This is a genomic window from Pseudomonas sp. BGA-UO-ETr-WB11, assembly GCF_059567785.1.
Genome location: NZ_JCAQOS010000008.1, coordinates 234,032 through 247,197 on the forward strand (window position 1 = coordinate 234,032; position 13,166 = coordinate 247,197).

The window sequence follows — 13,166 nt, forward strand, 5'->3', positions numbered from 1 at the left end:
TCATGGGCTGACTTCCGGATAGAGCAGTTGGCCGTCATTCTGCGGGAACTCCAGGCGCGCCAGGCTGCTGGGCGACAAGGCGGCACCCACCCACACATACACCCGCTTGGCTCCGGCGCTCATAGCCAGTTCGGCCAGGGCGCGGATTTCGATTTGGGTCAGGCCGCCCTCCAGATGTGTTTGTGGATGCAGGATCAGCACCGGCGGCAGTTGCATCCAGCGCCGCGGGGCTAGCTGTTGCAAGAGCAGTTTGAGGGTGGTTTCAGCGATGCTGAAATCTGCCAACAGGGTGCGTGGGTGTTGGAAGCCATTGCCCAGGCTAACGCCGTCTTGCCCGGCCATGGCCAGCGCCGCGTCGCCGGCGGCCAGTGGCTGACGCTTGTGCCCCACGCTGCGCCAGGCCAGTAGCGGCGGCTGGCTGACCAGACGACCAGACTCGACATGCAAAAAACTGAATTGCTCGGCGCTCATGCGCAGGTAATAGGTGTTTCGCAGGAGGTTGCGCATCGAGGTCCTTTCGAGCGTCATGCTGACGCTGGCTTCAGGGTTTCTGAATGGTATTGGTCAGGTCGAGAATCTGCTTGGCAGAGCTTTCCAGGGCGCTTGAGGCCACGCGGATCTCCTGCAGGAAACTCAGCAGGGCCACGATAAAGGTGCCCATGCTGACCACGAACAACGCCGCCACCGCGTAGGTAGCGTTGAAGCCCATCAGCTCGCTGATAAACAGCAGGGCGATCACCGCGCAAATCAGCAGCGCGGTGAGGGTGCACAGGTTGATCGCACGGTTGCACAGCACGGTGCGGCGGAACAGGGTGAACAGCTCAGTGCGCGGCTGCGACGAGCGCGCTGGGTTATCGAGGATAAAGGCTTCGAGCTTGCGGGTACGGTCGACCACGCGCGACAGGCGATTGATCAGCACCGACAGCATGGTGCTCAGTGCAGTGAGCAAAAACACCGGGGCGACGGCCAGCTGAATCACGTGGGCCAGTTCGGGAATGCTGCTTTCAGGAAACATCGGCGTCTCTCATCCAGGGTTGGGCGCGGGCGTGGCGATTTTGCGCCAAGCCTGACGGCGGCGCCATGCCTGCTGAGCCCGCGTACCGCGTCAGAGTCTGCGCAGCGGCCTTGCCTGTTGTCGATCACGCCACAGGCTCATGGTTGGAGCGCGGCCATCAGGGTTTCGAGGTTGTGCTGGAACATGCCCAGGTAAGTACTGGCCGGGCCGCTGGCCGCCAGGGCGTCGGAGTACAGGGTGCCGCCAACAGTCGCGCCGGCCTCGTCGGCGATCTGCTTGATCAGGCGTGGGTCGCGGATGTTTTCTACAAACACGGCGCGGACGCCTTCGCTGCGCAATTGACGGATCAGCCGGGCGACTTCTGCTGCGGAGGGTTCGTCGCTGGTTGACAGTCCTTGTGGGGCGATGAACTGCAGCTGCCAGGCCTGGCCGAAATAGCCGAAGGCGTCATGGCTGGTGACTACTTTGCGCTGGCTGGCCGGCAGGCTGTTGAGCTGGCGGTTGGCCTGTTCGCGCAGCACTTGCAGGCGCACCAGGTAGGCATCGCGGCGTGCGGCGTAATCGGCGCTGTGGCTGGGGTCGAGTTGGCTCAAGGCCTTGGCGATATTGCGCACATAGATTTCAGCATTGCTCAGGCTTTGCCAGGCGTGTGGGTCGGGGACGCTGTGGCCGTGCTCGATGAGCTGCAATGGCAGTACTCCGGCGCTGGCATCGATGCGCGTGCCGCGTGCTTCGCTGCTGTCCAGCAGGCGCTCCAGCCAAGGCTCAAAACCGAGGCCATTGGCGATGATCAAGTCGGCCTTGAGTAGCGCTTTGGCATGCTCCGGGCTGGGCTCGAAGACGTGCGCATCCTCGTCGGCACCAACCAGGTTCACCAGCTCGATATGTGTGCCGCCGATCGCTTGGGTCAGGTCGGCGAGGATGCTGAAGCTGGTGACCACCTGGGGTTTGTCGGCGGCGTGCAGGCTTAGCGGCAGGAGTAGGGCGAGTGCGGCAAGCAGGGGGCGCATGGGTGCAATCCTTAGAGGGCGGAGGGAAGAGGGGGAGTGCGCAGCAGGCCGTGCACCGGGCCGGCGATCACCGAGAACACATAAGCGCCGCCGGCCAGCAAAATGATGCAGGGGCCGCTGGGCAGGTTGGCGTAGTAGGAGAGCAGCAAACCGAGCCACACGCAGACGGCGCCAAGCAGCGCGGCGATGAGCAATAGCACCGGCAGTTGGCGACTCCAGAAACGCGCGGCCGCCGCTGGCAGCATCATCAGCCCGACCACCATCAGGGCGCCGATGGCCTGAAAGCCGATAACCAGATTCAGCACCACCAGGGTTAGAAACAGCCCATAGGCCAGCGGTCCGAAGCGGCTGACGCTGCGGAGAAACAGCGGGTCGAAGCTGTCCAGCGCCAGGGCGCGATAAATCAGCGCCAGGCCGAGCAGGCTGCCACTGGCCACCAACAGCATGCCATTGAGGGTCGCACCATCCACCGCCAGGGCCGAGCCAAACAGCAGATGGACCAGGTCTAATTTGCGCCCGCCCAGGCCTAGTAAGAGCACACCGCTGGCCAGTGAGATTGGATACAGCGCGGCCAGGCTGGCGTCTTCACGCAACCCTGTACGCCGGGTGACCCAGGCTGCCAGGCCGGCCATCGCCAGCCCCGCACTCAGGCCGCCGAGGGTCAGCGCCGGGAGGCTCAGACCGAACAGCCAGAAACTGAGGGCAGCGCCGGGCAAAATGCCGTGGGCGATGGCGTCGCCGATCAGGCTCATGCGCCGCAGAATCAGAAACACCCCCAGCGGCCCGGCACTCAGGGCCAGGGCTACGCCACCGATCAGTGCGCGGCGCATAAAGGCGAACTCGACAAACGGCTGATACAACGCATCCAGCATCAGGCGACCTGCTCCAGTTCGGCACCTTGACCGAGTAGCTGGCGCAGCGGGGCGTAGATGCAGCCGCTGCGTGAAATCAGTAGGGCATTGTCCAGGCGCTGGCTAAGGCGGTTGAGGTTATGGCTGACCAGCAGCAAGGTGCGCCCTGCGGCTTGCCAGCGTTCGACGTGCTGCCAGAACAGCTGCTGGCTCTGCTCATCCAGCGCCGCTTCGGGTTCATCCAGCAGCAACAGCGTCGCGTCGGTCAGGTTCAGGCGGGCTAGCAAAGCGCGTTGCAGTTCGCCACCGGAGAGGGCGTGCAACGGCCGTTCGGCCAGCGCTGTCAGATGCCAGTCGGCCAGCGCCTGCTTTAGGCGCCGCTGCTGCTCGCGGTGGGGCAGGGTGCTGCGCCACAGACCGGCGCTGACCAGTTGCTGCACACGCAGGGGGAACTGGCGATCAATGCTCTGTTGTTGCTGCAGATACGCCACGCTGCCCAAGCCCTGGGCGTTGACCTGCAGGCGCCCGGCAAGGGGCTTTTGCAGGCCGGCGATGACTTTCAGCAGGCTGCTTTTGCCGCAGCCATTGTGGCCAATGATGGCGGTCAGGCTGCCGGCGGGCAGGTCAAGGTCGAGCGGCGGGGTCAGCGGCTGGCCAACGGCGCCCCATTGCAGGCCGCGGCAGTGGATCATGCCCGACTCCATTGCCAGCTGCTGTGGGCGACCGCGTCATGGGCGTGCAGGCTTTCCGCATGCACCACGCGCAGCTGGAAGCCCGCCACCAGGGATTGTTCACGCAGCATGCGATGCAGGCGGCGGGCGGCATCTTCGCAGAACATCAGGTTCTGCCCGTTGGCCAGGGCAAAGGCCTGCTCATCGGCGCGTTTGACCGCCGTTTGCAGGGCGGTGCCGAGCACCTGTTCGCTGGCATCAATCAAGGCGAGCAGGGGCAGGTCGGTGCAGTCGGGGTTCAGGCGCACCTGCAGGGTTGCCGTGCTGCGTTGGCTGTGGGGGGTGGCTAGAATTCCATGGGTGCTGCCAAGCCATTGCTCGATAGCAGCATAATCGATGATTTTAGCTGCAAAATCGGCTCTAAATTGCGCCTGTATCAATTGTCTGGCAAGGGCCGCCGAACACGGGCAGGTCGAGGAGTAGCCGATTTCCACCTGCAGTTCCACGTGGAACCCCTGTTCATCCAGGCGGCTGCGCAGGCTGAAGGGATAAGCCTTCCAGCCTGCCAGTGGGCTGACCAAGGCTGGGCGCTGATACAGGCTTTGGCCGTCTAGATCCAAGTAGGCGCAGCCCGACAAGCCGGCATGACTGGCAAGGAACTGTTCAAGTACCTGGCGCAGCAAGGTCGGACTCAGCTCGGCCTCGTGCAGGTGCTCCAGCGCCAAGTACAGGCGCGACATATGAATCCCGCGCGCCGCGCCATCATCAAGGCTGACACCCGCCGCCGCACGGCCGGCAATCAACTGCCCATGCAGGCGCAAGGGCAGGGCAATACCGTGCATACCAACCCAGTCTAGAGGTTGCTGTTGGTCGAGCGTTTGTGCGGCCATGTCTGGCAGGGCGAGGTTGTTCATTGTGGCGGGATCGGCTGTTTTGAATAATTAGTGTTATGTTATAACAAAAATATTCACTGTCCCGTCAACTGAATGAGAAACGGCCTATGTCTGCTCGTCTTCCCGTCACCGTGCTCTCCGGCTTTCTCGGTGCCGGTAAAAGCACCCTGCTCAATTACATTCTGCGTAACCGCGAAGGCCTCAAGGTCGCGGTGATCGTCAATGACATGAGTGAAATCAACATTGATGGCAGCGAAGTGCAGCGCGATGTCAGCCTCAACCGCAGCGAAGAAAAGCTGGTGGAAATGAGCAACGGCTGCATCTGCTGCACCCTGCGTGAGGATCTGCTGGAGGAGGTCGGGCGTCTGGCCCGTGACGGGCGTTTCGATTACCTGCTGATCGAGTCGACGGGTATTTCCGAGCCACTGCCGGTGGCGGAAACCTTCACCTTCCGTGGTGAAGACGGCCAGAGCCTGGCCGACATCGCGCGCCTCGACACCATGGTCACGGTGGTCGACGGGGTGAACTTCCTGCAGGACTTCCATGCCGCCGAAAGCCTGGCCAGCCGTGGTGAAACCCTCGGTGAAGAGGACGAGCGCTCGATCACCGATTTGCTTATCGAGCAGGTTGAGTTCGCCGATGTGATTTTGCTCAGCAAGATCGACCTGATCGCCAGCGCTGAGCGTGAAGAGCTGCTGGCCATCCTGCGTCGGCTCAACAGCCACGCCGAGATTGTGCCGATGAGCATGGGCCAGGTGCCGCTGGAGCGGATTCTCAATACCGGCCGCTTCGACTTCGAGCGGGCCGCCCAGGCGCCGGGCTGGCTCAAGGAGTTGCGCGGCGAACATATTCCCGAGACCGAGGAATACGGCATCGCTTCCACTGCCTGGCGCGCGCGTCGGCCTTTGCACCCCGAGCGCTTCTTCAACTTCATCAATCGCGAATGGAGCAATGGCCGTCTGCTGCGCTCCAAGGGCTTTTTCTGGTTGGCCAGTAAGTATCAGGAGGCCGGCAGCTGGTCCCAGGCCGGTGGCCTGATGCGTCACGGTTTTGCCGGGCGCTGGTGGCGCTTTGTGCCCAAAGACCAGTGGCCCGAGGATGACGAGAGCGTGCAGGCGATCATGCGCAACTGGTTGGCGGAGGTCGGCGATTGCCGCCAGGAGTTGGTGTTTATCGGCCAGAACATCGACTTCGCCCAGCTCACCGCCGAGCTCGATGCCTGTCTGCTGGACGACGCGGAAATCGCCCTGGGCATCGAGGCCTGGCGCACCCTGCCGGACCCCTTCGGACCCTGGCATGAGGAGGCGGCCTGATGCTCGCGCCGGTATTGCGCCAACCGTTGCGGCAGGTCAGCAGCGAGCAGATCGAGGTGTTCGGCGAGGTGCTGCGCGACGAGGTCAATCTGGCGGTCTGGCAGCGCCAGTTAGCGGCGTCGGTCAGTGCATTTGCGGCGCAGTTGGTGGCTCAGGGAGAGCCGCTGGCGCAGTCGATCACCCTAGAGTTGGCCAGTCCGGAAAGTGCGCCAAATATCCGAGGCTTGGTTGATGACTACAGCCACCTGCCCGGCCAGGCGGCCTTTCTGGATGACGTGAGTGGGTTGGTCAGCGCCTTTGCCTACCTGTTCGACGCCCGGCGCATTGGGTTGCGGCTGCGCATACTCGACAAGCCCATGTGTCCGCGCTTTCACGTCGACCATGTGCCGGTGCGCTTGATCACCAGCTATGTCGGTGTCGGCACTGAATGGCTCAGCGAAGGCGTGATGGCGCGCCGCCGCCTGGGTGATGCGGCCGCCGATCCCAGCGATGCGCGGCAGGTCGAACGCGCTTCGGCTGGGCATGTGTTGCTGGCCAAGGGCGAGAAATGGATTGGCAATGAAGGCTGTGGCTTGATCCATCGCTCGCCGCAACCGCCGGCCGGTGAGCGGCGGTTATTGTTGACCCTGGATTGGTTGGCCTGACCGCCGCTTAAAAAGGCTATCTACCCGGTTGCAGCGCTAGCGTCGCGTCGTAGGAGCGGCTTCGGCCGCGATGCTTTCAAGGCAAACGGCATCGCGGATAAATCCGCTCCTACAGAAGCTCAATCGCACCCTCAACGCATAGCGTGGACACAGTCTTTAAAACGCCACCCACACGCCCTTGGATTGTTGTTCGCAGGCCGGCTTGAGCAGGCGCGCATCGCTGGCCACGCCGTAGTAGTGGATGTCCTGCTGATAGGGCGTGCCGGCCACTTTGGCATTGCGGCAGCTGCCGAAAGCGCCGATTGGGCACTGTTCGGTGTAGGTGACCTCAACCTTTTGCCCGGCCAATTGTGGCTGGCAAAAGCCGTTGTGGAACAGACCGGCCGGAATGCTGCGGTTCTGCTGGCAGACTTTGACTTCCACCTGCGCGCCCTTGCTGTGCACGATGCAGGCTTCGGCCTGGGCCAGCAGGGGCAGGGCGGACAACAACAGAACAAACCCGCGATGCATGGAAAGCGCTCCTCGATTAATTGCGCGGGACTTTACCACGCGCCTTTCCTGGCGCCGACAAAGGCGGCAGCATGGCGACTGCCTGCCTATCGAGAGTGCTCATGCTCAGCCAGATCCCCACCCACCTGATCGCCGGCCCCCTGGGTGCCGGCAAGACCAGCCTGATTCGCCACCTCTTGGCGCACAAACCGGCGGATGAACGCTGGGCGGTGCTGATCAACGAGTTCGGCCAGATCGGCTTGGACCAGGCCCTGCTGACCACCGGCGCGGACGGCATCAGCCTCGCGGAAGTACCCGGAGGCTGTCTGTGTTGCGTCAACGGCGCACCCTTTCAGGTTGGCCTGGCGCGCCTGCTGCGTCAGGCGCGGCCGGATCGCCTGCTGATCGAACCTTCCGGCCTGGGCCATCCGGCTGAGCTGTTGGGGCAACTGGCAGAGCCGCCGTGGACCGGCGTGCTGGCCCTGCAGCCGCTGGTGTTGGTGCTGGATGCGGCGGCGCTGGCGGCGGGTCAGCCGCTGCCGGCCAGTCAGCAGGCGGCCCTCGATCTGGCTGGGCTGTTGCTGCTGAACAAGGCCGAGGGCCTTGATGACGCCAGTCGAGCGCGGCTGCAGGCGACATTGCCGGCGCGGCCGCTGTATTGGACGACTCAGGGCCAGCTGCCCTTGAGCGCTGTGCCGGGCATCGACGCGCGTGCCCAAGCCGCGGGCGCCGCGTTGTCACTGCCTGAAGGCAACGGGGCGTTGCCGGCGCTGTGGCGCGATCCGCGTGAGCCGATTTGTCAGGTGCAGGAGCAAGCCGAAGGTTGGAGCATTGGCTGGCGTTGGCACCCCAGTCAGCAGTTCGAACTATTGCGGGTGCAGCAGTGGTTGGCGACGTTGCCCTGGCGCCGCGCCAAGCTGGTGCTGCAAACCAATGCCGGTTGGCTGTCGGCCAATGCGCTGGATCAAGAAGTGCCGCACTGGCGCGCAAGTGAATGGCGCAAGGACTCGCGGCTGGAGCTGATCTTCAGTGCGGCGCAGGATCAGCAGGCGCTTAACCAGGGGCTGGTCGCCTGCTTACTGGCGAGCTAGGCCTTGCTTTGCCGGCGCTGATGCCACCAACCGAGCAGCATCGGCACCAGCGACAGACCGATGATGAACAGGATCAGCAGCGTTAGGTTCTGCTTGATAAAGGGCACGTTGCCGAACTGGTAGCCGAGGGTGATCAGGCCGCCGATCCACAGCAGGCTGCCGAGCACGCTGTAGCTGAGGAACTGGCCGTAGGGCATGCGCCCAAGGCCAGCGACGAAGGGCGCAAAGGTGCGCAGGATGGGCAGGAAGCGGGCCAGGGTGACGGTCTTGGCGCCGTGGTCGGCATAGAAAATCTCGGTGCGCAGCAGGTAGTCGCGGCGGAAGATCTTCGAGTTGCCGCGCTCGAACAGGCGAATCCCGTAGCGCCGACCCACCCAATAGTTGCAGCTGTCGCCCAGGGTGGCGGCAAAGAACAGGCTGACGCCTAGAATCCAGGGGTCGAGGCCGCTGTGCACGGCGGCCGCACCGGCGATAAACAGCAGTGAGTCGCCTGGCAGGAAGGGCATCACCACCAGCCCGGTTTCGCAGAAGATCACCAGAAACAGGATGGCGTAGATCCATACCCCGTATTGGGTGATCAGCGTCTCCAGGTGGCTGTCCAGGTGCAGAAACAGGTCGAGCAGGGCAGAAAAATCCATGTGGTGCGTCACGTCGAAGGCTCAAAGGCGGCCATCCTAGCAGCAGTTACGGGATTTTCCTTGTGCCGGTCGGCTGCTTAACAGCCTGTTAGACTGCAGCCATTGCGTCTAATGAGAGCCGTTATGTTGCTGCAACCCTGGTCCCATTCCTGTTCCGCAGGTTTCACCCTGCGCGGCTGGCATACGCCGCCGTCGGGCAAACCGCTGCTGCACTTTCTGCATGGCAATGGTTTTTGCGGGCGCACCTATGAGCCGTTGCTGCGGCTGCTGGCGGCGGATTTTGACCTCTGGCTATGCGACGTTCAGGGCCATGGCGACAGCGATCACGGCGGTCGTTTTCATGGCTGGAACCGCAGTGCCGAGCTGGCCGTGGAGGCTTTTTCGGCCGGGCGCGCTGCGTTCGGCGCGGTGCCTTGTTTTGCGCTCGGCCACAGCTTTGGCGGGGTGCTCACCAGCCTGATGCTGGCCCAGCAGCCGCAGTTGTTTCAGCGGGCGGTGCTGCTTGATCCGGTGCTGTTCACCCCGGCGATGATCGGCGTGATGGCGCTGTCCGACGTGGTGGGCTTGTACCGGCGTAACAGCATGGCCAGCAAGGCCCGTTCGCGGCGCCGGCAATGGCCGGATCGCCCGGCCGCGTTCGCCGGTTTGCACGGTCGCGGGATGTTCAAGGGCTGGTGCGACGAGGCGCTGCAGGCCTACGTTGAACACGCCTTGAAAGAGGTCGAGGGTGGTGTTGAGCTGAAATGCCGGCCCAGTCGTGAGGCGGATATTTTCGGCTCCTTTCCCAAGCGCTTGTGGTCGTCCCTGGCCAAGGTGCAAACGCCGACCGAGGTACTTTACGGGCAAAGCACGTATCCCTTTATCGCCGGTGCTGTGGCGCGCTGGATGGCGCTCAACCCCCATGTCAGCAGCCACACCCTGGCCGGAGGCCACTGCTTTATGCAGGAAGATGCCGAGACGTCCGCTCGCCGGATAAGCGCGTTTTTACTGCGTTGAGCCTTTGCCCGTCTGCTGACTTCAGTAGGGCGGTGGGGGGCGCTGACGCCAGTCGTTGAGGTGCACCACGTTAGCCGGCGCTGGGGCGTCTTCGGCGTTGGCGCTGAAGGGATGGGCGTCCAGTTCGATCTGCCCGAGGTGTTGGCCAAACATGCTAATGCTGCCGACGTGACGCTGCTCGCCGGTGACCGTGAACTCGAAGCCGTACACCCGCGCCAGGCGCCGCCGGCCATGGGCATCGCGCAGTAGGCTGAGGCGGCGCAGGGCGACATTGTCGTCGAGCAGCAGCACATCCATTTTCTCGCAATGACGGCGCACCAGGGCCAGGGCGCGCTCGCGAATGCCGTGGCCGCGCCACAACCAGGCGCCCGCGCTGGCGAACAGTAAAACAATAAACAGATCGGCCAGGGTCAGCATGGCAACTCCTCGACAAGTGCGCAGAGCTTAACAGGCGGGTAAATGATCAGCCGGGTTCAAGGTTCGAGTTGCAGGGCTTGGTAGCGCTGTTCGAGTTCCTGGCGGATCTGCCGGCGTTGCTGGGCCTGGAGGAAGCGGCGTTTCTCGTCGGCGCTGCCCAGGGGCAGCTGCGGCACGGCGGTGGGTTTGCCCTGGTCGTCCACGGCCACCATGGTGAAGAAGCAGCTGTTGGTGTGACGCACGGATTTTTCGCGGATGTCTTCAGTGATCACCTTGATGCCGATTTCCATCGAGCTGCGCCCGGCGTAGTTGACCGAGGCGAGGAAGGTCACCAGTTCGCCGACATGGATGGGCTGGCGAAAGTTGACCTGGTCAACCGACAGGGTCACCACGTAGCAGCCGGCATAGCGGCTGGCGCAGGCGTAGGCGACCTGGTCGAGGTACTTGAGCAGGTTGCCACCGTGCACATTGCCGGAGAAATTGGCCATGTCCGGGGTCATCAACACGGTCATCGACAGCTGGGTGTTTACGGTTTCCATAACAAGCTCTTTAAAGGTGCAGAAGGGCGCGTGACGCGGGGTGCGGGGTCGGCGGGCTGCAAGGATAACGCCAGGACGCCCGGCGTGCCTGTAGAAATCCGCTAAACCCCCGGTTTGCGCGGTGGGCGGCGGCAGTGGCGGGGAATGATGACGCGCCTCGGCCCGGTTCGGCACGTGGCGGATTGGCTGGAGTGCGGTGTTCTGGTGCGTTGCCCTGCTGCCTGCACCCAGCCGCTGCCCTGCGGCTGGGTGGCGTGGGTTACTTGCCGGCCGAGAGGCCGAAATCCATGGCCAGGTTGGCGCCGGTGATGGCTTCGGCGTACGGCTGGCAGAGGAACCACACCAGTTCGGCGATTTCCTCGGGGCGGATAAAGCGTGCGCCGGCGCCCTGCGGGTAGAGCTTGAGCAGGTCGCGTTTGTAGCCCTGGGGGTCGCCCTCGCCATAGCGCTCGGCCTGGAAATCCAGCATCGGCGTGGCGATATCGCCCGGCGACACGGCGTTGACGCGAATGCCGTCCGGCGCCAGGTCCAGCGCCAGGGTCTTGCTCAGCAAGGTCAGGGCGGCCTTGCTGGCGCAGTAGGCTGCAGCGTTGCGGTTGCCCTGGTGGCCTGCATCGCTGGCGATATTGATGATCGTGCCACGGCTGTCGCGCAGGTGGGGGATGGCGGCAGCGCAGGCAAAGAACGCGGCTTTGACGTTGACGTCCATGAGCAGGTCGAAGTCCTCCTCGCTGAACGACTCCACCGGCCCTTCGCGCCATACGCCGGCGGTATTTACCAGCGCATCAATGCGCCCGGTGCGCGCCAGCACCTGGCTGAGCAGCTCGCGGCAGTTGGCCGCGCTGCGCAGGTCCAGGGCCACGCTGGCGGCCAGGGGCAGGCTGTTGCCCAACTGGTGCAAGCCGTCGGCATTTACGTCGGTGGCGGCGACACGCCAGTTGCCGGCGGCAAAGCGTGCCGCCACGGCGCTGCCGAGGCCGCCAGCGGCGCCGGTAATCAGGACTACGGGTTGGGGCATGACGGACTCCGAGTCATTTTGCGCTGAGGCGTAGGATGGGTTGAGGCAGGTAGCGCTGATACCCATCGGTGATGATGGGTATCGCTTCGCTCAACCCATCCTACGGTTCATGAGTATTCGAGAGGCATAACGAGCGCAGTAGCCTCTCAGGCGTGGGTCAGGTACCAGCGCCAGTCCTGCTCGCCGACTTCGCCCATAAACTGGCGGAACTCGTTCCACTTGATCGCCAGGAACACCTTGAGGAATTCCTCGCCCAGAGCCTCCTTGGCCCACGCCGAGTTTTCCAGGGCGCGCAGGGCGGTCAGCCAGTCGGTCGGCAGGGTTTCGCGGGCCTGCTCGTAGCCGTTGCCGATGATCTCCTCGCCGGGGTCGATCTGATTTTTGATCCCGTGATGGATGCCGGAGAGAATCGCCGCAGCGGCCAAGTAGGGGTTGGCATCGGCGCCGCAGATGCGGTGCTCGACGTGGCGGCTTTTGGCCGGGCCACCCGGCACGCGGAACGATACAGTGCGGTTGTTCACCCCCCAGCTCTTGGCCAGTGGCGCGTAGCTGTTGGCCTGGAAGCGGCGGAACGAGTTGGCGTTGGGGCAGAAGATCGCCAGCGCATCATTTAGCGTGGCCATCATGCCGCCGATGGCGTGCTTGAGCAGCGGGGTGCCGTGGGGGTCTTCCGAGGCCATCAGGTTGTTGCCTTCGGCATCGGCCAGGCTGATGTGCATGTGCAGGCCGCTACCGGCCAGGTCGCCGAACGGCTTGGCCATAAAGCAGGCAATAAAACCGTGTTTGTTGGCCACGCCCTTGACTAGGCGCTTGTAGCGCAGGCCTTCGTCGATGGCCTGCAGCGCGTCGAAGCGGTGCTCCAGGGTCAGCTCGACCTGGCCTGGCGCGTACTCGGAAATCGCTGTGCGCACCGGCAGGCCCTGCACGTCGCAGGCGTCGTAGAGGTCGTCTAGGAACGGCTGCAACTGCTCCAGCTCGGCCACGCCGTACACCTGCGGTGCCTGCGGGCGTACGCCGTTCATTTGCAGTGCCGGTTGCGGGCGGCCGTTGGCGTCGCGCTGTTTATCCAGCAGGTAGAACTCCAGCTCGACGGCCATCACCGGGTGGTAACCGTCGGCCTTGAGGCGGTCGATGGCGCGGATCAGCACATGCCGCGGGTCGGCCGGAGTGGCGGGCAGACCCTGGGTTGGGTGCATGCTCACCTGCAGCTGGCCGGTGGGTTTGCTGCGCCAGGGTTGCAGGGTCAGGCTGCCGGCCAGCGGGTAGGTCCAGCAGTCGGCGTCGGCCACTTCCCAGACCAGGCCGCTTTCTTCCACGTCTTCACCCTGAATGGTCAGGGCCAGGATCGAGCTGGGCAGTGGTCGGCCGTTTTCGTAGATGGCCAGCAGCTCGTCGCGGTGCAGCAGCTTGCCGCGTGGGATGCCGTTGGCGTCGATCAGGATCAGTTCAATCAGGCGCACGTCGGGGTGCTGGGCGAGGAAGTCGTGGGCTTCCTGGATGTCGGCAAATTTCATCTGAACCTCATGGCCCCTTGCGCGGGTGCCTGCTTGGGTAGCCCGGGTGCAATCCGGGGCATGTTCG

At 63.9% G+C, this 13,166-nt stretch carries 16 protein-coding genes; 4 read left to right on the plus strand and 12 right to left on the minus strand.

The window, feature by feature from the left end; translation table 11 throughout:
- From AC56DI_RS14840 to folE2, 6 genes are all read right to left on the minus strand, one after another.
- Positions 1-507, minus strand: a complete 507-nt coding sequence (locus AC56DI_RS14840) for a rod shape-determining protein (RefSeq protein WP_496346850.1) — start codon at positions 505-507, stop codon at positions 1-3.
- A 34-nt stretch (positions 508-541) separates the two neighbouring features.
- A complete protein-coding gene (locus AC56DI_RS14845; RefSeq protein WP_324521968.1) occupies positions 542-1,015 on the minus strand; it encodes a DUF2721 domain-containing protein in 474 nt (157 codons plus the stop codon).
- 137 nt (positions 1,016-1,152) lie between these two features.
- On the minus strand, positions 1,153-2,025 hold the full coding sequence (locus AC56DI_RS14850) for a metal ABC transporter substrate-binding protein (protein ID WP_496346851.1): 873 nt from the start codon (positions 2,023-2,025) through the stop codon (positions 1,153-1,155).
- A gap of 11 nt (positions 2,026-2,036) precedes the next feature.
- Positions 2,037-2,897, minus strand: a complete 861-nt coding sequence (locus AC56DI_RS14855) for a metal ABC transporter permease (RefSeq protein ID WP_496346852.1) — start codon at positions 2,895-2,897, stop codon at positions 2,037-2,039.
- Entirely contained in the window at positions 2,897-3,568 is a 672-nt protein-coding gene (locus tag AC56DI_RS14860; RefSeq protein ID WP_496346853.1) for a metal ABC transporter ATP-binding protein, read from the minus strand. The genes AC56DI_RS14855 and AC56DI_RS14860 overlap by 1 nt, the downstream gene beginning before the upstream one ends.
- Positions 3,565-4,461 (minus strand): GTP cyclohydrolase FolE2, encoded by an 897-nt coding sequence (gene folE2, locus AC56DI_RS14865; RefSeq protein ID WP_496346854.1) that lies wholly within the window; start codon positions 4,459-4,461, stop codon positions 3,565-3,567. The genes AC56DI_RS14860 and folE2 overlap by 4 nt, the downstream gene beginning before the upstream one ends.
- An 86-nt stretch (positions 4,462-4,547) precedes the next feature.
- On the opposite strand from folE2, the gene zigA reads away from it, so the two are divergent.
- Both zigA and AC56DI_RS14875 read left to right on the plus strand, forming a co-directional pair.
- Positions 4,548-5,753, plus strand: coding sequence for a zinc metallochaperone GTPase ZigA (gene zigA, locus AC56DI_RS14870; protein WP_496346855.1), 1,206 nt, complete (start codon positions 4,548-4,550; stop codon positions 5,751-5,753).
- Positions 5,753-6,397: a DUF1826 domain-containing protein gene (locus tag AC56DI_RS14875; RefSeq protein ID WP_496346856.1), complete on the plus strand. Its 645-nt coding sequence runs from the start codon at positions 5,753-5,755 to the stop codon at positions 6,395-6,397. Before zigA ends, AC56DI_RS14875 begins: the two co-directional genes overlap by 1 nt.
- A 156-nt stretch (positions 6,398-6,553) precedes the next feature.
- Here AC56DI_RS14875 and AC56DI_RS14880 read toward each other — a convergent pair whose 3' ends face one another.
- Complete coding sequence (locus AC56DI_RS14880) at positions 6,554-6,907, minus strand: NADH:ubiquinone oxidoreductase (protein WP_496346857.1); 354 nt, start codon at positions 6,905-6,907, stop codon at positions 6,554-6,556.
- 101 nt (positions 6,908-7,008) lie between these two features.
- Here AC56DI_RS14880 and AC56DI_RS14885 point away from each other — a divergent pair, with 101 nt between their 5' ends.
- Positions 7,009-7,977, plus strand: coding sequence for a CobW family GTP-binding protein (locus AC56DI_RS14885; RefSeq protein WP_496346858.1), 969 nt, complete (start codon positions 7,009-7,011; stop codon positions 7,975-7,977).
- On the opposite strand, the gene AC56DI_RS14890 is transcribed toward AC56DI_RS14885, so the two are convergent.
- Positions 7,974-8,615: a DedA family protein gene (locus tag AC56DI_RS14890; RefSeq protein WP_496346859.1), complete on the minus strand. Its 642-nt coding sequence runs from the start codon at positions 8,613-8,615 to the stop codon at positions 7,974-7,976. The genes AC56DI_RS14885 and AC56DI_RS14890 overlap by 4 nt on opposite strands.
- Positions 8,616-8,738: 123 nt before the next feature.
- Between AC56DI_RS14890 and AC56DI_RS14895 the strand changes: the two genes are divergently transcribed.
- Positions 8,739-9,611, plus strand: coding sequence for an alpha/beta fold hydrolase (locus tag AC56DI_RS14895; protein ID WP_496346860.1), 873 nt, complete (start codon positions 8,739-8,741; stop codon positions 9,609-9,611).
- Between the two features lie 21 nt (positions 9,612-9,632).
- Here the strand turns inward: AC56DI_RS14895 and AC56DI_RS14900 are convergent, their stop codons facing one another.
- The 4 genes from AC56DI_RS14900 to AC56DI_RS14915 form a co-directional block, all read right to left on the minus strand.
- Entirely contained in the window at positions 9,633-10,028 is a 396-nt protein-coding gene (locus tag AC56DI_RS14900; protein ID WP_496346861.1) for a DUF3301 domain-containing protein, read from the minus strand.
- A 56-nt stretch (positions 10,029-10,084) separates the two neighbouring features.
- Positions 10,085-10,567: an acyl-CoA thioesterase gene (locus tag AC56DI_RS14905; protein WP_324521981.1), complete on the minus strand. Its 483-nt coding sequence runs from the start codon at positions 10,565-10,567 to the stop codon at positions 10,085-10,087.
- Between the two features lie 259 nt (positions 10,568-10,826).
- Positions 10,827-11,585, minus strand: coding sequence for an SDR family NAD(P)-dependent oxidoreductase (locus AC56DI_RS14910; protein ID WP_496346862.1), 759 nt, complete (start codon positions 11,583-11,585; stop codon positions 10,827-10,829).
- A 146-nt stretch (positions 11,586-11,731) separates the two neighbouring features.
- The gene (locus AC56DI_RS14915) at positions 11,732-13,099 is read right to left on the minus strand and encodes a glutamine synthetase family protein (RefSeq protein WP_496346863.1); all 1,368 of its coding nucleotides are present in this window, start codon (positions 13,097-13,099) and stop codon (positions 11,732-11,734) included.
- Positions 13,100-13,166: the final 67 nt, after the last annotated feature.

Bases quoted from the DNA above. Each gene is read 5' to 3' on its own strand.
- AC56DI_RS14840 (WP_496346850.1), bottom strand. From the start codon at position 507: ATGCGCAACCTCCTGCGAAACACCTATTACCTGCGCATGAGCGCCGAG.
- AC56DI_RS14845 (WP_324521968.1), bottom strand. From the start codon at position 1,015: ATGTTTCCTGAAAGCAGCATTCCCGAACTGGCCCACGTGATTCAGCTG.
- AC56DI_RS14850 (WP_496346851.1), bottom strand. From the start codon at position 2,025: ATGCGCCCCCTGCTTGCCGCACTCGCCCTACTCCTGCCGCTAAGCCTG.
- AC56DI_RS14855 (WP_496346852.1), bottom strand. From the start codon at position 2,897: ATGCTGGATGCGTTGTATCAGCCGTTTGTCGAGTTCGCCTTTATGCGC.
- AC56DI_RS14860 (WP_496346853.1), bottom strand. From the start codon at position 3,568: ATGATCCACTGCCGCGGCCTGCAATGGGGCGCCGTTGGCCAGCCGCTG.
- folE2 (WP_496346854.1), bottom strand. From the start codon at position 4,461: ATGAACAACCTCGCCCTGCCAGACATGGCCGCACAAACGCTCGACCAA.
- zigA (WP_496346855.1), top strand. From the start codon at position 4,548: ATGTCTGCTCGTCTTCCCGTCACCGTGCTCTCCGGCTTTCTCGGTGCC.
- AC56DI_RS14875 (WP_496346856.1), top strand. From the start codon at position 5,753: ATGCTCGCGCCGGTATTGCGCCAACCGTTGCGGCAGGTCAGCAGCGAG.
- AC56DI_RS14880 (WP_496346857.1), bottom strand. From the start codon at position 6,907: ATGCATCGCGGGTTTGTTCTGTTGTTGTCCGCCCTGCCCCTGCTGGCC.
- AC56DI_RS14885 (WP_496346858.1), top strand. From the start codon at position 7,009: ATGCTCAGCCAGATCCCCACCCACCTGATCGCCGGCCCCCTGGGTGCC.
- AC56DI_RS14890 (WP_496346859.1), bottom strand. From the start codon at position 8,615: ATGGATTTTTCTGCCCTGCTCGACCTGTTTCTGCACCTGGACAGCCAC.
- AC56DI_RS14895 (WP_496346860.1), top strand. From the start codon at position 8,739: ATGTTGCTGCAACCCTGGTCCCATTCCTGTTCCGCAGGTTTCACCCTG.
- AC56DI_RS14900 (WP_496346861.1), bottom strand. From the start codon at position 10,028: ATGCTGACCCTGGCCGATCTGTTTATTGTTTTACTGTTCGCCAGCGCG.
- AC56DI_RS14905 (WP_324521981.1), bottom strand. From the start codon at position 10,567: ATGGAAACCGTAAACACCCAGCTGTCGATGACCGTGTTGATGACCCCG.
- AC56DI_RS14910 (WP_496346862.1), bottom strand. From the start codon at position 11,585: ATGCCCCAACCCGTAGTCCTGATTACCGGCGCCGCTGGCGGCCTCGGC.
- AC56DI_RS14915 (WP_496346863.1), bottom strand. From the start codon at position 13,099: ATGAAATTTGCCGACATCCAGGAAGCCCACGACTTCCTCGCCCAGCAC.